General features: G+C 71.8%; 10 protein-coding genes. 3 read left to right on the top strand and 7 right to left on the bottom strand.

Annotated features, from left to right (window positions below):
* Positions 1-136 precede the first annotated feature (136 nt).
* From ACZ6KF_RS23775 to ACZ6KF_RS23795, 5 genes are read right to left on the bottom strand one after another with little or no spacing between them, the layout of a single operon-like run.
* Positions 137-760 (bottom strand): mycothiol-dependent nitroreductase Rv2466c family protein, encoded by a 624-nt coding sequence (locus ACZ6KF_RS23775; protein WP_356631196.1) that lies wholly within the window; start codon positions 758-760, stop codon positions 137-139.
* On the bottom strand, positions 757-2,427 hold the full coding sequence (locus ACZ6KF_RS23780) for a class I adenylate-forming enzyme family protein (RefSeq protein ID WP_356631194.1): 1,671 nt from the start codon (positions 2,425-2,427) through the stop codon (positions 757-759). The genes ACZ6KF_RS23775 and ACZ6KF_RS23780 overlap by 4 nt, the downstream gene beginning before the upstream one ends.
* Positions 2,428-2,470: 43 nt before the next feature.
* Entirely contained in the window at positions 2,471-3,346 is an 876-nt protein-coding gene (locus ACZ6KF_RS23785; RefSeq protein WP_356631192.1) for a prephenate dehydrogenase/arogenate dehydrogenase family protein, read from the bottom strand.
* Positions 3,343-5,484, bottom strand: coding sequence for an aminodeoxychorismate synthase component I (pabB, locus tag ACZ6KF_RS23790; protein WP_469239941.1), 2,142 nt, complete (start codon positions 5,482-5,484; stop codon positions 3,343-3,345). Before pabB ends, ACZ6KF_RS23785 begins: the two co-directional genes overlap by 4 nt.
* Positions 5,481-5,783 carry a chorismate mutase family protein gene (locus tag ACZ6KF_RS23795; RefSeq protein ID WP_356631188.1) on the bottom strand — a complete coding sequence of 101 codons (303 nt, stop codon included), beginning with the start codon at positions 5,781-5,783 and terminating at the stop codon, positions 5,481-5,483. The genes pabB and ACZ6KF_RS23795 overlap by 4 nt, the downstream gene beginning before the upstream one ends.
* A 365-nt stretch (positions 5,784-6,148) precedes the next feature.
* Here ACZ6KF_RS23795 and ACZ6KF_RS23800 point away from each other — a divergent pair, with 365 nt between their 5' ends.
* The 3 genes from ACZ6KF_RS23800 to ACZ6KF_RS23810 all read left to right on the top strand — a co-directional run bounded on the left by ACZ6KF_RS23800 (position 6,149) and on the right by ACZ6KF_RS23810 (position 11,232).
* On the top strand, positions 6,149-10,015 hold the full coding sequence (locus ACZ6KF_RS23800; RefSeq protein WP_469239943.1) for a non-ribosomal peptide synthetase family protein: 3,867 nt from the start codon (positions 6,149-6,151) through the stop codon (positions 10,013-10,015).
* A gap of 162 nt (positions 10,016-10,177) precedes the next feature.
* The gene (locus ACZ6KF_RS23805; RefSeq protein ID WP_469159645.1) at positions 10,178-11,035 is read left to right on the top strand and encodes a helix-turn-helix domain-containing protein; all 858 of its coding nucleotides are present in this window, start codon (positions 10,178-10,180) and stop codon (positions 11,033-11,035) included.
* On the top strand, positions 11,032-11,232 hold the full coding sequence (locus ACZ6KF_RS23810) for a DUF397 domain-containing protein (protein ID WP_356631184.1): 201 nt from the start codon (positions 11,032-11,034) through the stop codon (positions 11,230-11,232). The genes ACZ6KF_RS23805 and ACZ6KF_RS23810 overlap by 4 nt, the downstream gene beginning before the upstream one ends.
* A 13-nt stretch (positions 11,233-11,245) precedes the next feature.
* Here ACZ6KF_RS23810 and ACZ6KF_RS23815 read toward each other — a convergent pair whose 3' ends face one another.
* Entirely contained in the window at positions 11,246-12,319 is a 1,074-nt protein-coding gene (locus ACZ6KF_RS23815; protein ID WP_469239945.1) for a glycoside hydrolase family 43 protein, read from the bottom strand.
* A gap of 37 nt (positions 12,320-12,356) precedes the next feature.
* Positions 12,357-14,717 carry an AbfB domain-containing protein gene (locus tag ACZ6KF_RS23820; protein ID WP_469239947.1) on the bottom strand — a complete coding sequence of 787 codons (2,361 nt, stop codon included), beginning with the start codon at positions 14,715-14,717 and terminating at the stop codon, positions 12,357-12,359.
* Between the last annotated feature and the right edge of the window lie 139 nt (positions 14,718-14,856).

A 14,856-nucleotide genomic window follows, 5' to 3' on the forward strand; every position in this document is an offset into this window, starting at 1 on the left:
GCGGTCGGTTCCCGGGGCACGGCGATTCGGCGCAACGGCGCGGCGTCACCGGGCCGTTGGCGTCTCCGGGGTGGCGCGGGGCGGCGCGCGCCGGGCCGCTCGCCCGTGGGGGGGGAGCGGCCCGGCGGCGGGTGGGTCAGTCGAACTTCAGCTTGCCGGTCCGGGTCCGCTTCAGCTCGAAGAAGTCCGGGTAGTTGGCGAGGGCACGCGCCCCGTCGAAGATGCGCGCGGCCTCCTCGCCCCGGGGGATCGAGTTGAGGACGGGGCCGAAGAAGGCGACGCCGTCGATGTGGATGGTGGGCGTGCCCACGTCCTCGCCGACCGGGTCCAGGCCCTCGTGGTGGCTCTTGCGCAGCGCCTCGTCGTACTCGTCGGTGTGCGCGGCCTCCAGGAACGACGCGGGCAGGCCGACCTCCTCCAGCGCCTCGGCGGCGACGGCGAGGTAGTCCTTGTTGCCGTCGTTGTGGATGCGCCGGGCCATGGCCGCGTACAGGTCGGGCAGCGCCTCCTCGCCGTGCTTCTGGGCGACCGCGGTGCAGATCCGGGTCAGGGAGAGCGAGTTGTCCACGAGGGTGCGGTACCAGTCGGGCAGTTCCCGGCCCTCGTTGAGGAAGAACAGGCTCATCACCCGGAAGCGCAGGTCCATCCGGCGGCGCTCGGCGACCTCGAGGATCCAGCGGGAGGTGATCCAGGCGAAGGGGCAGGCCGGGTCGAAGTAGAAGTCGACCTTGGCGGGGGTGTTCTCGGTCGCGGTGGTCATGCGGCGGCCTCCGTGGTGGCGAACGTCTTGCCCTCGGCGTCCTTGACGTACGCGGCCAGGTCGGCGTACTTCTCACGCAGTCGGCGCTTGAGGACCTTTCCGGTGACGCCGACCGGGAAGTCGGCCTCGTCGTGCACGATCTCCAGGAAACCCAGCTTCGGGTGTCCGGCGGCCTCGAGGGCCTCGTTGGCAAGGGTGAGCAACTTGTCGGCCTCCGGTGCGGCGTTGGCGGTGACAACGGCGACGGGCACGGTCCTGCCGTTGTTCCGGCCGGCGATCACGGCGACGTCGCCCACGTCGGGCACGTCGTTGAGGATGACCTCCTCCATGAACACAGAGTATCCGGTGCCGTTTTCGGTGTGGATGGCGTCGACGGCGCGGTCCACGAGGAAGAAGTCGCCGTCGGCGTCGCGGTAGGCCATGTCGCCGGGCAGCCAGTAGCCGGACAGCTTGTAGCGGTAGGTGGTGTCGGAGTCCGCCCAGTAACCGGGGGTGATGGCGGGGCCCTTGGCGGCCAGGAAGCCGACCTCGCCGTCGTCGGCGTGGCTGCCGTCCTTGCGCAGGATGGTGACCTCGGCGACGCCGACCGGCTTGCCGGCGCAGCGGTCGTGGCGCTCGGAGTCGAGCGTGCGGGCCTTGAGCAGGACGCCCCAGCCGAGTTCGGTGGTGCCGAGCCGGTCGAGGAACGCGGCCGGCTTGCGGTCCTTGCTGCGCAGGGAGAGCACCTTGGTGATGTGCGACTGGTGGACGGCGTCGCCGATGGACACCCAGGAGTCGACCGAGTCGAGGGCGCCGGGCTCCACGTCGGCGTTGGCCAGCTCGGCGTAGCCGTGGGCGAAGGACATCACCGAGGTGGGCTGGTACTTCTGGACGGCCGCGGCCAGTTCGGAGCCGCGGCGGTCGCTGAGCGCGACGATCGGGGTGCCGCCGAGGACCGCGTACACGGTGTAGGCGACGCAGCCGAGGTGGGACTGCGGCAGCGCGGTCATCATCAGGGCGCCGGGCTGCTCGGTGTGGTCCACGAGGCGGAACTTGGGGCCCGACACGATGGACTTGTGGGTGTGGATGGTCGGCTTGGGCCGGCCCGTGGTGCCGGAGGAGTGCAGGATCGCGACCGGGTCGTCGTCGTGGTGCTTCCAGTACTGGCCCTCGGCGAGGGTCGCGGCGGGCGGGGCCGGCAGTTCCTCGGCCTCCTGCACCCAGGCGAGGCCCAGGCCGGAGGTGTCGCCGAGCAGTTCCAGGCGGGCGTGGTCGGCGTACAGGCCGACGGGCGTGGTCTGCTCGATCAGCGAGGTGGCGATCGCCTGCGAGGCGTTGGAGTTGATGAGCAGGGCGACCGCGCCGATCTGGGCGAGGGCGTAGAAGTGCAGCGAGTAGCTGATGGAGTCCTCGAACCAGACGGCGACGCGGTCGCGGGTCTCCACGCCGCGCTCCAGGTACCAGGCCGACCAGCTCTGCGCGAGGGCGTCGAACTCGGCGAGGCTGAAGTCCTGCTTGGCCTGGCCGTCGGGGGTGCCGATCGGGCGGGTGGAGTGGATGAAGGGCACCTCGGGCGCCGGGTTCACGGCGAGCGCCGAGCGCAGCAGGTTGCCGCCTCCGACGGAGGCGTCGGCGGCGACGGCCGCGCGCTGCTCGGGAGACAGGACGGTGGCAGCGAATGTGCTCATGGAACACCTTCCGGAATGTGGTTCAGAAGTGGGCGGGACGGGCTCAGATCCGTGCGAAGAGCGCGGCGCAGGTGTCCCGGTGGTGGGCGAGGTCGTCGCCGAGGTGCGTGCGGAGTTCGCCGAGGAGGTCCGCGAAGTCGGCCTCGGTGCCGTGCTCGACGGTGTCGGCGAGCCGGCGGACGGCGTCGGCGAGGGCCTTGCGGGCCGGGGCCGCCTCCGGGTTGCCGTGCTGGACGTCCCAGTACACCTCGGGCGTGCCGGAGGCGATGCGGGCGAGCAGCGCGAGCAGGGTGTTGGCGGGCGGCGGCGCGGCGGCCCGCAGGTCCTCGCCGGGTACGTCCATCCCGGCGAGGGCGATGCCGAAGGAGAGCACCGCCGCGTGCACCAGTGCCTGGGAGGCGGCGGCGAGCCGGTCGTGCCGCTGCTCGTCGACGCGGACGATCCTGGCGCCCCAGCTCTCCACGAGGGCGAGCAGTTCCTCGGTGCGGGAGCCGGCGTTGATCACGACGGCGGCCACGGGGCGGCCCTCGAAGCCGAGGGACGGGGCGAACATCGGGTTGAGGCCGACGGCCTGGACCCCGGGGGCCTCGGCGCGCACGGCACGGGCGACCGAGCCCTTCACGGACAGGGTGTCCACGAGGAGGGCGTCGGGCCGCATCTCCGCGGCGACGCCGTGGATCGCCTTCAGCGCGACCGGTTCGGGCACGGCGAGCACGACCAGGTCGGCGTGGCCCAGTTCGGCGGCGAGCCGGAAGTCGACGGCGGTGACGTCGCCGCGCAGCCGTGCGGCGCGCCCGTCGCCCGGTTCCGGTTCGGCGGTGTCGACGACCGTGACGCGGGCGCCGGAGTCCAGGAGCCGTTCGGTGAAGAGCCGGCCGACCGCCCCGGCCCCGCCGACGACCACGGCGCGCTTGATCACGCGGTGCCTCCGTGCCCGGCGCCTGCCGTCGCGTGCTCCCCGACGCCGGGGCCGGCGTCCGCGTCCGCCTCGGTGTGCTGGGCGGTGGCGAGGACCGCGGTGACCATGGCCCTGGACTTGACCACCGTCTCCTCGAACTCCTCGTCCGGGTCGGAGAGGGCCACGATGGCGCCGCCGACGCCGAAGCTGACCCGGTCCGCGGTGGCGACCAGCGTGCGGATGACGATGTTGAGGTCGGCCGCGCCGCTGAGCGAGAACCAGCCGAGCGAGCCGGAGTACACGCCGCGCGGGCCCTGTTCGAGCCGGTCGATGATCTCCATGGTGCGCAGCTTCGGGGCGCCGGTCATGGAGCCGCCGGGGAACGCGGCGCGCACGCAGGTCACGGCCGTCTCCTCCGGGCGCAGCGTGCCGCGGATGGTGGACACCAGCTGGTGCACGGGCGCGTACGTCTCGACGTGGAACAGCTTCGGCACGTGCACCGATCCGACCTCGGAGACCATGTTGAGGTCGTTGCGGATCAGGTCCACGATCATCAGGTTCTCGGAGCGGTCCTTCTCCCGGCCGAGGAGGTCGAGCCGCAGCGCCTCGTCCTCCTGCGGGGTGCGTCCGCGCGGCCGGGTGCCCTTGATCGGCTTCGACTCGGCGACCCGGTCCGTGCCGACGGTGAGGAACCGTTCCGGCGACGCGCTGAGCACGGCCACGCCGGGGTAGTCGAGCAGCGCGCCGTAGGGCACGGGGCTGATGCGGCGCAGGTGCGCGTACGTGGTGAGCGGGTCGATGGCCGCCTGCATGGTGACCGTGTTGGTCAGGCACACCTCGTACGTCTCGCCCTGGCGTATCTCCTCCATGCTCCGGGCGATCCGGTCGAGGTAGGCCTCGCGGTCGTGACGGAGCCGGGTGACGCCGGCGGCCTCCGGATCGGTCATGCCGGTGCCGGAGAAGCGGACGGGCTCGGGGTCCGCCGCGGGGGCGGGCAGGGCGCGCAGGCGCTGCTCGGTGGCGTCCAGCCAGCCCACGGCGTCCGTGTCGTCGCCCTCGTGGGAGAGCGCCAGCAGGTAGCAGACGCCCTCGACGTGGTCGACGGCGAGCATCCGGTCGGCGAACAGCAGGGCGGCGTCCGGGGTTTCGGCCTTGTGCACGGCCTCCGCCCCGGCCTCGGCCTTGAGTTCGTAGCCGAGGTAGCCGACGTAGCCCAGGTTGAAGTCGAAGGGCAGGCCCTCCGGCGTGGGCACGGAGCGCTGCCGCAGCTGGGCGTCGAGGTAGTCGAAGAAGCCCTGCGCGACGATCTCGCCGTCCCGGCCGGGCCGGCCCGGCGTCTGGACGGTGACGAAGCCGTCGGTGACGCGGTAGGTGACGTACTCGGCCAGCGGGCCTTCGCCGTTGCCGAGGAAGGAGAAGCGGGACAGGCCGTCGATGACGTTGCTGCTGTCGAGCCAGAAGCCGTGGCTGCCGCCGGCGAACAGGGTGCGGTAGGCGGCCTCCGTGTCGGGCAGCGTCTCGACCCGGCGCACGTGCACCGCGTACGGGACGGCGGTCCCGGTGGCCCCGGGGACGGCGCGCCGGCCGCGGGCGAGTGCGAGGTCGCGGAAGTTGGCGAGCAGTTCGCGGCCGTACTCGCTGCTGATGGACTCGGGGTGGAACTGCACGCCCCACACCGGCAGGGTGCGGTGGCGCACGCCCATGACCACCCCGTCGTCCGTCCATGCGACGGCTTCCAGCTCGTCGGGGAGGCGGTGGGCGGCGAGGGAGTGGTAGCGGACCACGTCGAAGGGGCTGGGCAGTCCCTTGAAGACGTCGACGCCCGTGTGCCGTACGGCGGAGACCCTGCCGTGCATGGGCTCCGGCGCGAGCCCCACATCACCGCCGAAGAGGTGGGTGATGCCCTGGTGGCCGAGACACACCCCGAGGACCGGCAGCCCGCTGTCGAGGATGGCGCGGGCGCTGATGCCGAAGTCGCGCTCCCGGTCGGGCCGGCCGGGCCCCGGGGAGACGACGACGGCGTCGAACTCGTCGAGCCGCAGCGTGTCCCAGTCGGCGCCGTTGCGGACGACGACCGGCGGGCGGCCGTTCACCTCGCCGAGGAGCTGATAGAGGTTGTAGGTAAAGGAGTCGTAGTTGTCGATGAGCAGTGTTCTCATGCGGAGTCCCCGATCACCTGGTTCTCCACCCGGCACGTCTCTTCGATGACCAGGTCGTAGAGCCTGCGGAGAAACTCCGGGCTGATGCCGTGCAGGTCGCCGTAGCGTGCGGCGCGTTCCTGCACCACGCCGATTCTGTGCGGCTGCATCATCGGAATGCTGTGCTCTCGCTTGAAGTGCCCGATGTCGACGCACTTCTGGATTCGCTCGCGTATCACGTCGAGGAACCGCGCGTCTATCTCATCGAGTTCGGTCCGCAGGTCTTCGAGGGTGACCGCGGATTCCTGGCTTGTCTGCATGGATAGCCCCTCCCACCTATTCCACGCCCCGAACTCTGCCCAAGGCCCGGGACGCCCCGCCACACACTCGATGGGTCGGGTCCCCGCACTGCACAGAATCGCAGGGGTGCACAGGGGGGTGAAACGGGACACAACACCCGGCCGACCCCGTCCCGGAGGCCGGCCAGGGGCCCCTCCGGGCCGCTCGGGGCCGGACCCCAATGGCCGGATAGGTCACGACACCACCCGAGCACATGCCCGCAAACCGCCAGGAACTCTCCCTCTTGCCGGGCATTACCTGGCCGAAGCTTGCCAACCGGGCCGCTCCCCTCTCATAGTTTCCAGCGATCCAGGGGGACGAAAACGCATCGGAATCAGGGGGACCAATGCGCACACCGGACCGCGGGGAAATCGCGGAGACCGGCATTACCGAGCTGCTCGCGACGCAGGCGGCCACCCGTCCGGACCATGTCGCCGTGGTCCACGAGGACGACACGCTGACCTACCTCGAACTGCACGACGCCGCCACCGATCTGGGCCGCTGCCTGCGCGGACTCGGTGTGCGGGGCGACCGGGCGGTCGGGGTGTTCGTGGAGCCGTCGCTCGCCGTGATGACCGGCGTCTGGGGCGTCCTGTACGCGGGAGGCGCTTATCTGCCGCTGTCCCCCGATTATCCGGACGAACGCCTGCGCTTCATGCTCGAACAGTCCCGGGTGCGCGTCGTCTACACCCAGGAGGAGCTTCGCGGACGCCTCGCGGAAATCGCCCCGGCCAACGTGCGGATCGTCACGTCGGACGATGTCGCGGAATTCCGCAAGAACCACGGAGACGACGACGGCGAGGCCCTCCTGCCACGGCCGCGTCCGGGCGATCTCGCCTATGTCGTCTACACCTCCGGAAGCACCGGAAAACCCAAGGGCGTCATGATCGAGCACCGGTCGGTCGCCCATCAGATGCGCTGGCTGGCAGGCGTCTACGGACTCGACGCGGACGCCGTCGTCCTCCAGAAGACGCCGATGAGTTTCGACGCCGCGCAATGGGAGATCCTGGCCGTCGCGCACGGAGCGCGGGTCGTCGTCGGAACACCCGGAATCCACCGCGATCCGGCCCGTGTCGTGGAACTCGTGGAACAGCGCGGGGTGACCGTTCTGCAGTGCGTTCCCACACTGCTCCAGGCACTCGTCGACACCGACGAACTGCACCGCTGCGTTTCCCTGCGCCGCCTTTTCAGCGGCGGAGAAGCGCTTTCCCGGGCATTGGCGCGGACGTTCCTCGGCATCCTCCCCGGCTGCACCCTGGTGAACCTGTACGGCCCCACCGAGTGCACCATCAACACGTCCTCCTTCACCGTCGACCCGGCCGCCCTCGGCGACAGCGCGCACTCGGTGCCCATCGGCACTCCGGTGGCCGGAACCCGCTACCACATCCTCGGCCCGGACCTGCGCCCCGTGGCGCCCGGCGAGACCGGCGAGCTGTACATCAGCGGCGTCCAGCTCGCCCGCGGGTATCTGCACCGTCCCGACCTCACGGCGGAACGGTTCGTCGACAGCCCGTTCGGCGACCCGGCGCCGCACGACCGCCTCTACCGCACCGGCGACCTGGCCCACGAGAACCCCGACGGCACCGTGCAGTTCACCGGACGCGCCGACAACCAGGTCAAGCTGCGCGGCTTCCGCATCGAACTGGACGAGATACGCCTGGCCGTCGAGGCGCACGACTGGGTCCGGGGCGCCGCCGTCCTCGTCCGCGACGACCCCCGCACCGGCTTCCAGAACCTCGTCGCCTGCATCGAACTGAGCCCGCGCGAGGCCGCGTTGATGGACCAGGGCGACGCCGGCGACCACCACCGCTCCAAGGCGGACAAGCTCCAGGTCAAGGCCCAGCTCTCCGACCCCGGCACCCGCGAGGACGCCGAACTCGCCGGACGGCCGGTCGTCGCGCTGCCCGGCGCCGAGGCCACCGCCGAGCAGCGCCGCCGCGCCTTCGCCCGCAAGACGTACCGCTTCTACGAGGGCGGCGCCGCCACCGCGGAGGACGTCCTGACCGCCCTCGCCCGGCGCCCGCCGGCCGCCGAACCGCGCCGCCCCGAGAACCTCACCCTCGCCGAACTCGGGTGCCTGCTGCGGGACTTCGGCCCGCACCTCAGCGACGAGCGGCTGCTGCCCAAGTACGCCTACGCGTCGCCCGGTTCGCTCTACGCCACCCAGCTCCTGGTCGAGACCGCGGGCGTCGACGGCCTCGACCCGGGCACCTACTACTTCCACCCGAGGCGCCACCAGCTCGTCCGCGTCGGCCCGGCGCCCCTGCCGGAGCCCGGCGTGCGGCTGCACTTCCTGGGCCGCCGCACCGCCATCGAGCCCGTCTACAAACGCAACGTCCAGGAGGTCCTGGAGTTCGAGACCGGTCACATGCTGGGCCTGCTGGACGAGGTCCTGCCCGCGTACGGCCTCGCCGTGCGCGACCTGCCGTACGACCCCGGCACGGCCGCGCTCCTCGACGGCGCCGACGGCGACCACTACCTGGGCTCCTTCGCGCTGGCCCCGTACACCGAACCCCCCGGCCCCGACCCGGTCGACGTCTACCTCCAGGTCCACCCCGGCACCGCCATGGGCCTGCCCACCGGCCAGTACCTCCACGAGGACGGCGGCTGGCGGCGCGTCGGCGACGGGCTGGTCCTCAAACGGCACGTCATCGCCATCAACCAGCAGGTGTACGCGCGCGCCTGCTTCGGCGTCACCCTGGTCAGCCGGGCCGGCCCGCAGTGGCGCCGGTACATCGACCTGGGGCGCGCGCTCCAGCGGCTCCAGCACAACGACTGCGGCCTCGGCTTCATGTCCTCCGGGTACAGCTCCCGCACCGGCCACGATCTGCCCGCCGCCCGCCGGATCGCCGCCCTGCTGGAGGAGAGCGGGCGCCCGGCCGGTCCCAGCTACTTCGCGGTCGGCGGCCGGGTCAGCGAGCGGCAGCGCGCCCACGAGGGCATGCACGAGGACAGCGTGCACATGAAGGGGCCCGCGGAGATGGTCAAGGACGACCTGGTCGGCCTGCTGCCGGAGTTCATGGTGCCGAACCACATCCTGGTGCTGGACCGGCTGCCGCTGACCGCCAACGGCAAGGTCGACACCGCGGCCGTCGCCGCCCGCGTCGACGCCGTCCTCGCCCACGACGACCGCCCGCTCGTGCCGCCCCGCACGCGCACCGAGGCCCGGCTCGCCGAGCTGTGGAAGGCGGCCCTGAAGCGGGACACGGTGTCCGTGCGGGACGACTTCTTCGCCTGCGGCGGCAACTCGATCATCGCCGTGGCCCTGGTGCACCGCGTCAACCGCGAGTTCGGCACCCGACTGCCCTTCCAGGTCGTCTTCGAGGCGCCCACCGTGGAGCGGCTGGCCCAGCGCGTCGACACCGCCGGCGGACAGGGCAGCTCCCGCCTGGTGCCGCTGCACACCCCGGAGGGCGGCCGGCCCGTCTTCTGCTGGCCCGGCCTCGGCGGCTACACCATGAACCTGCGGCTGCTCGCCGCCCGCGCGGCCGGCGACCGCCCCTTCCGCGGCGTCCAGGCCCACGGTCTCAATCCCGGCGAGACCCCGCACGCCTGCCTGGAGGAGATGGCCGCGGCCGACGTGGCGGCCATCCGCGCCGCCCAGCCGTCCGGCCCCTACACCCTGTGGGGCTACTCCTTCGGCGCCCGCGTCGCCTTCGAGGCCGCGTGGCAGCTGGAACAAGCGGGCGAGCAGGTGGACCACCTGCTGCTGATCGCCCCCGGCTCCCCCCGCCTGCGCGAACCGGAACCGGACGAGGCGGGCCCGGCCGAACCGGCCCGGACCGAACCGGCGCCCGAGCCGCCCGTCGCCGACTTCTCCCACCGGGCCTTCCGCACGGTCCTCTTCTCCGTCTTCGCCGGCGCCGTCACCGGCCCCCTGCTGGAGGAGTGCCTGCGCCAGGCCGCCGACGAGGAGTCCTTCGCCGACTTCGTCGCCCGCCGGCTGCGCCGCCTCGACCCCGCCACCGCCCTCCGCGTCATCCGGCTCGTCCGTCACACCTACGGCTGGCTGCCCGCCGAACGCCGCATCAAGGCGCCGGTCACCGTCCTCCCGGCCCGCGGCGACGAGGAGTCCCACCTGGAACGCCTCCTCGCGCGCACCGGCACCCCCACGACGGTCGCCCGCCTGGACGCGGGCCACTACGACGCGTTGCGCGACCCGGGGGTGGACGAGCTGGAGAAGACGATCCGGCGGGTCGTGGGCCGGGGGTGACTCGGCCGGAGGCCGCCTTCCGGCGCCCCGCACGCAGTTGTACGGGCGCTGTACGGGTCCCCGAGCCGTACCCGTGCCCTGCCTCCCGCGTTGGACATGGCGTCCCGGCGGCATGCGGGTGCCGCGGGGAGTCCACGACGTCGGACGGAAGGGCGTGAGCGGGTGACCGCGGTACGGGAGAAGAAGCGGATCGGCCGTGTCGAGAGCGACCGGGAGGAGGCCGAGCGGCCCGGCGTGTGGTCGGCCTACGGCAGCCTCCTGCGGCATCTGCGCAAGCGGGCCGGAATGACGCAGGAGCAGCTCGCCGAGGCCGTCGGGTACTCCCTTGACCTGGTCGCCTCTGTCGAACAAGGGCGGCGGCCCGCCAAGGCGACGTTCACCCTCGCCGCGGAGCGGGCGCTGGAGGCGCGGGGGGTCCTGGACGTACTCCAGGACGAGGTGGACCGGGCCAAACTCCCCCGGTTCTTCCGCAACTTCGCGCTGATCGAGGCGGAGGCGCTGAGCCGGTTCTCCTACGATCCGCTGCTGGTGCCAGGGCTGTTGCAGACGGAGGCGTACGCGCGGTCCCTGTTCGCCGGGCACTGTCCCCCGCTGAGCGAGGAGACGATCGACCAGCACACGGAGGCCCGGCTGGGCCGCCAGAAGCTGCTGACGCGGGAGCCGATGGCGGAGTTGTCGTTCATCATCGGGGAGGATGCGCTGCGCGATCCGGTGGGCGACTCCGAGGTGATGCGCGAGCAATGGCAGCGGCTGCTGGAAGTGGGCGCGTTGCGCAACGTCGAGTTGCAGATCATGCCCGCACGACGCGGGTTCCATCCGGGCAAGAACGGTGCGTTCGTGGTGGTGGAGTCCAAGGAGAATGACCACCTCGGATACTTCGAGTCTCAGGGTGTGGGGTGCATGGTCCAAGATCCTGCCGATGTCAGCGCGTTCGCTCTGCGCTATGGCAAGCTGCGATCGCAGGCCCTCAACGTCGAGGACTCTGCGCTACTCATCGGACAGCTGGTGGGAGAGACATGAGTATGGAGCGGACGACCGGAGACGGCCTGCACTGGTTCAAGAGCAGCTACAGCGGCTCGGACGGCGGCGACTGCGTCGAAGTCGCCGCCGCCCGCGACGCCGTCTACGTACGGGACTCCAAGGCGGTGGGCACGGGGCCCGTGCTGCGGGTCGGCCGGGAGCAGTGGACGGCGTTCGTGGCGCTCACCACGCGGTAGCGCCCCGCGCCGGTCACTCGAAGAACTTCAGCCCCCACCCCGTGTTCGTGTTCGCCCCCGGCACGTTGGCCCGGCTGTAGGTGGTGTCGCCCCACCAGGCGAACGTGCCGGTGTACCAGTGGCGGTTGGCCCACGAGTACGGGGTGCCCTTGGGGACGGCGTGGAACATCAGCGGGAAGCGGGGGCCGGCCGGGGGGCTGGTGTTGATGTCGCCGTTCAGGAGGACGAAGGTGTGGTGGCCGGGGCCGTTGACGTACAGCGTCGGGTCCCAGCCCTGCATCATCGTCGCGCGGTTCGAGCCGAACAGGCAGCCGTTGGACTTGTACCAGTCCCACACGTACGTCGGGTCGCCGCCGGCCCGCAGCCGCAGATCGGCCAGGCAGTACTGGTCGCTCCAACTGCCGTTGGCGGAGTAGACGATGTGGAGTTGCCCGTTGGGGTCCTTGATGGGCTGCGGGGCCTCGTTGATGTAGGGGTTGCCGACGACGCGCTCCCAGCTCTCGCGCGGCTGGGAGATCACGTACCGGGCGCCCGTCGGGGTGGTCGGGCTGCTCATCCGGGCTATGTAGAGGTTCTGTTCGACGTTGGTGTCGCCGGCCCAGCCGGACCACACGAACCAGCGCTGCCCGTTGAAGGTGAACAGGGTGCCGTCGATGGCCCACTTGTCGTCGGGCAGTGCCAGCTTCTGCGCCCGGGTGGGGTAGCCCTCGGCCGGCTGGGTGGAGCTGATGACGTACATGCGGTGGGCGGCGCCGCGGCCGGCGGTGAAGTAGATGTAGTAGCGGCCCGAGTCCAGCACGATCTCGGGGGCCCAGACCTCGCCGAGGTTGTCGGTGTCGGTCCAGACCTGGCGGGCGGGGGCCGAGGCGAGGGCGTCCGGGGACGATGCCTGGCGTACGGCGATGCCGTTGTTGGCCGACTCGACCGACACGTACGTGCCGCCGACGCGCAGCACGCTGGGGTCGGCGTTGCGCAGGGAGGTCTGGCCGGCCTCTGCGGGCTCCGCGGTGGTCAGGGACAGGGCGGCGGCGAGGACGCCGGCGAGCCCGAGGGCCGCGGCGCCGGTGAGCAGGCGGGTGAGCTTCATCGTCCGGCTCCTTGGTCGGGGGTGGTGGGGCGGCGGGTCAGGGGGCCCACGGTGACTCCACTGCCCAGGTGGTGTCCTCGGCGAACAGGGCCGGGGCGTCCCAGGTGTGGGCGCCGCCGGGGGTGGCGAGCCAGAGTTCGGCGTCGTAGTGGCGCAGGTACTGCTCGGGGAAGTTGTACGCCGACAGCCGTATCCCGCCGTTCGCGCCGCGGACCGGGCAGAAGGTGGCGTCGGCGCGGAACAGGTCGCCGCTGCCCGCCTCCTTGTACACGCGGTACTGGCGGTGGCGCAGGTACTCGCCGGGGTAGTTGCGCGACTCGAAGGAGTAGCAGGTGCTGTCGGCGAGGCCGGGGACGATCCGCCAGGTGGCGTCGTTCTTCAGCAGCGCGTCGCTCGCGCTGGTGACGGCCTCGGTGAAGGCCGCGCCGTCCTTGTGCCGCAGATAGCGGTCGGTGTGGCCGGGCGTGGTCACGCGCAGGGAGCGGTACTGGCCGGCGGGCAGGGCGACCGGGGCCGAGGGGGCGCGGGAGGCGTCGATGAGGGCGCGGTTGGCGGCGCGGACCCTGGCCTCGTCGACCTTCACCACCTGACGGTCGTAGGTGAGCAGGCCGTTGGCCTCGTTCTCGACGTCGGTGATCTCGGTGTAGACGGCGGCGGACAGGCCGCGCGGCATGCGGACCTCGCGGATGCCGTCCAGGAGGCCGACGAACCGGTCGTCGAGGTGGGCGAGGCTGGGCTGGTCCTCGTAGCTGAAGCCGCCGCCGGGGTACCACTCGTGGCCGGCGACCTTGAAGCCGAGGCCGCCGAACTCGCCGAGGACGGCGGCGCGGGTCGCGCTCGGCACGGTGGTGCCGGGGCCGACGTAGACGTGGTGGTCGACGACGTCGCCGTTGCCGCCGTCGACCGCGCCGCAGCAGTTGACGCCGCTCATGTTGTTGACGAGGCGGGAGGGGTCGTACGCCTTCACCTCGTCGGCGATGCGGGCCTGGTCGTACTGGCCCCAGCCCTCGTTCTGGTTGACCCACATGACCAGGGACGGGGAGCTGCGGTGCTGGTCGATGATCCGGTCGTACTCGGCCTCCCACTGGGCGCGGGCGGCGGAGTCGGGGGTGCGCAGGTCCATGGACGGCATGTCCTGCCAGACCAGCAGGCCGAGCCGGTCGGCCCAGTGGAACCAGCGCTGCGGCTCGACCTTGATGTGCTTGCGGACCATGTTGAAGCCGAGGTCCTTGTGCTTCTGCAGGTCGTACCGGAGGGCGGCGTCGGTGGGGGCGGTGTAGATGCCGTCGGGCCAGTAGCCCTGATCGAGGGTGCCGGTCTGGAAGACGAACCGCCCGTTGAGGACGGGCCGCAGGAGGCCGTCGACGCGGGCGAGGCCGATGGAGCGCATGCCGGTGTAGCTGCCGACGGAGTCGACGGTGGCGGAACCGGCGAGCAGGTCGGCCCCGACGTCGTAGAGGAAGGGGTCGTCCGGGCTCCACAGGCGCGGGTTGGGGACGGGAACGGTGAACTCGCTGCCGACCGGACCGGTCGCGGTGCCGACCGTGGCGCCGCCCGTCGACACGGTGACGCGCGCCCGGTGGCCGGCGGCCCCCGTGGCGCGGACGGTCACCTTGAGGCGGTTGTTCGCCAGGTCGGGGACCATGTCGAGGCGGGTGATGTGCGCGGCCGGGGTGGGTTCGAGCCACACGGTCTGCCAGATGCCGGAGGCGGCGGTGTAGAAGATGCCGCCGCCGGGGTGCGGGGCGACGTCGTTGATGCGCTGCTTGCCCACGGCCTGCCCGCCGGTCTGGGTGGGGTCCCAGACGGAGACGACGAGGGTGTTGGTGCCGCCGTTGAGGAGGGCGGTGATGTCGTGGGAGAAGGAGTCGTAGCCGCCGTCGTGGACGGCGCCGGCCTGCCGGCCGTTGACCCACACGGTCGTACGCCAGTCGCTGGCGCCGAAGTGGAGCTGCACCCGGCGGCCGTTCCAGCCCGCCGGGACGGTGAAGGTGCGCTTGTACCAGAGCTTGTCGTTCTGGGTGATCCTGCGCTGGATGCCGGAGAGCGCGGACTCGGCGACGAAGGGCACGCGGATCTGCTCGGTGAACGAGGCGGGCTGCCCGGCGTCCGCCGGGGTGACGGCGAAGTCCCAGATGCCGTTGAGGTTGGCCCAGTCGGGGCGGGTGAGTTGAGGGCGCGGGTATTCGGGCAGGGGCTTGTCGGTGGGGACCTGGTTCGTCCATGGGGTGGTCATGGGCGACGGTTTCGGGGTCCAGGCCCGGGGGGCGGCGGTGGCGGTGGCCGCGGTGAGGGCGGCGCCGGCGAAGAGGGCCAGGACGGCGAGGACGACGGTGGTGCGGCGGGCTCCGCGTAACAACCGGGCGAGCGCGGACGGCGGTTCGGGGGTACGACGCATCGTGGCTCCTTCTGCGGTGGGGGGCGGGAGACGAGCGTGTCCGGGTGCCGCAAGGGTTTTACCTCGTTGAATGTACGCGGTCAATGCTTAGTGCACGGCGTGAGCAAAGCATTGACCGCCTGCCGGGACCGCCGCGGCC

The organism is Streptomyces sp. NPDC046379 (assembly GCF_055587785.1).

What these genes read in the sequence shown, in the direction of transcription:
- ACZ6KF_RS23775 (WP_356631196.1), bottom strand. Translation starts at nt 760, where the DNA reads ATGACCACCGCGACCGAGAACACCCCCGCCAAGGTCGACTTCTACTTC.
- ACZ6KF_RS23780 (WP_356631194.1), bottom strand. Translation starts at nt 2,427, where the DNA reads ATGAGCACATTCGCTGCCACCGTCCTGTCTCCCGAGCAGCGCGCGGCC.
- pabB (WP_469239941.1), bottom strand. Translation starts at nt 5,484, where the DNA reads ATGAGAACACTGCTCATCGACAACTACGACTCCTTTACCTACAACCTC.
- ACZ6KF_RS23795 (WP_356631188.1), bottom strand. Translation starts at nt 5,783, where the DNA reads ATGCAGACAAGCCAGGAATCCGCGGTCACCCTCGAAGACCTGCGGACC.
- ACZ6KF_RS23800 (WP_469239943.1), top strand. Translation starts at nt 6,149, where the DNA reads ATGCGCACACCGGACCGCGGGGAAATCGCGGAGACCGGCATTACCGAG.
- ACZ6KF_RS23810 (WP_356631184.1), top strand. Translation starts at nt 11,032, where the DNA reads ATGAGTATGGAGCGGACGACCGGAGACGGCCTGCACTGGTTCAAGAGC.
- ACZ6KF_RS23815 (WP_469239945.1), bottom strand. Translation starts at nt 12,319, where the DNA reads ATGAAGCTCACCCGCCTGCTCACCGGCGCCGCGGCCCTCGGGCTCGCC.
- ACZ6KF_RS23820 (WP_469239947.1), bottom strand. Translation starts at nt 14,717, where the DNA reads ATGCGTCGTACCCCCGAACCGCCGTCCGCGCTCGCCCGGTTGTTACGC.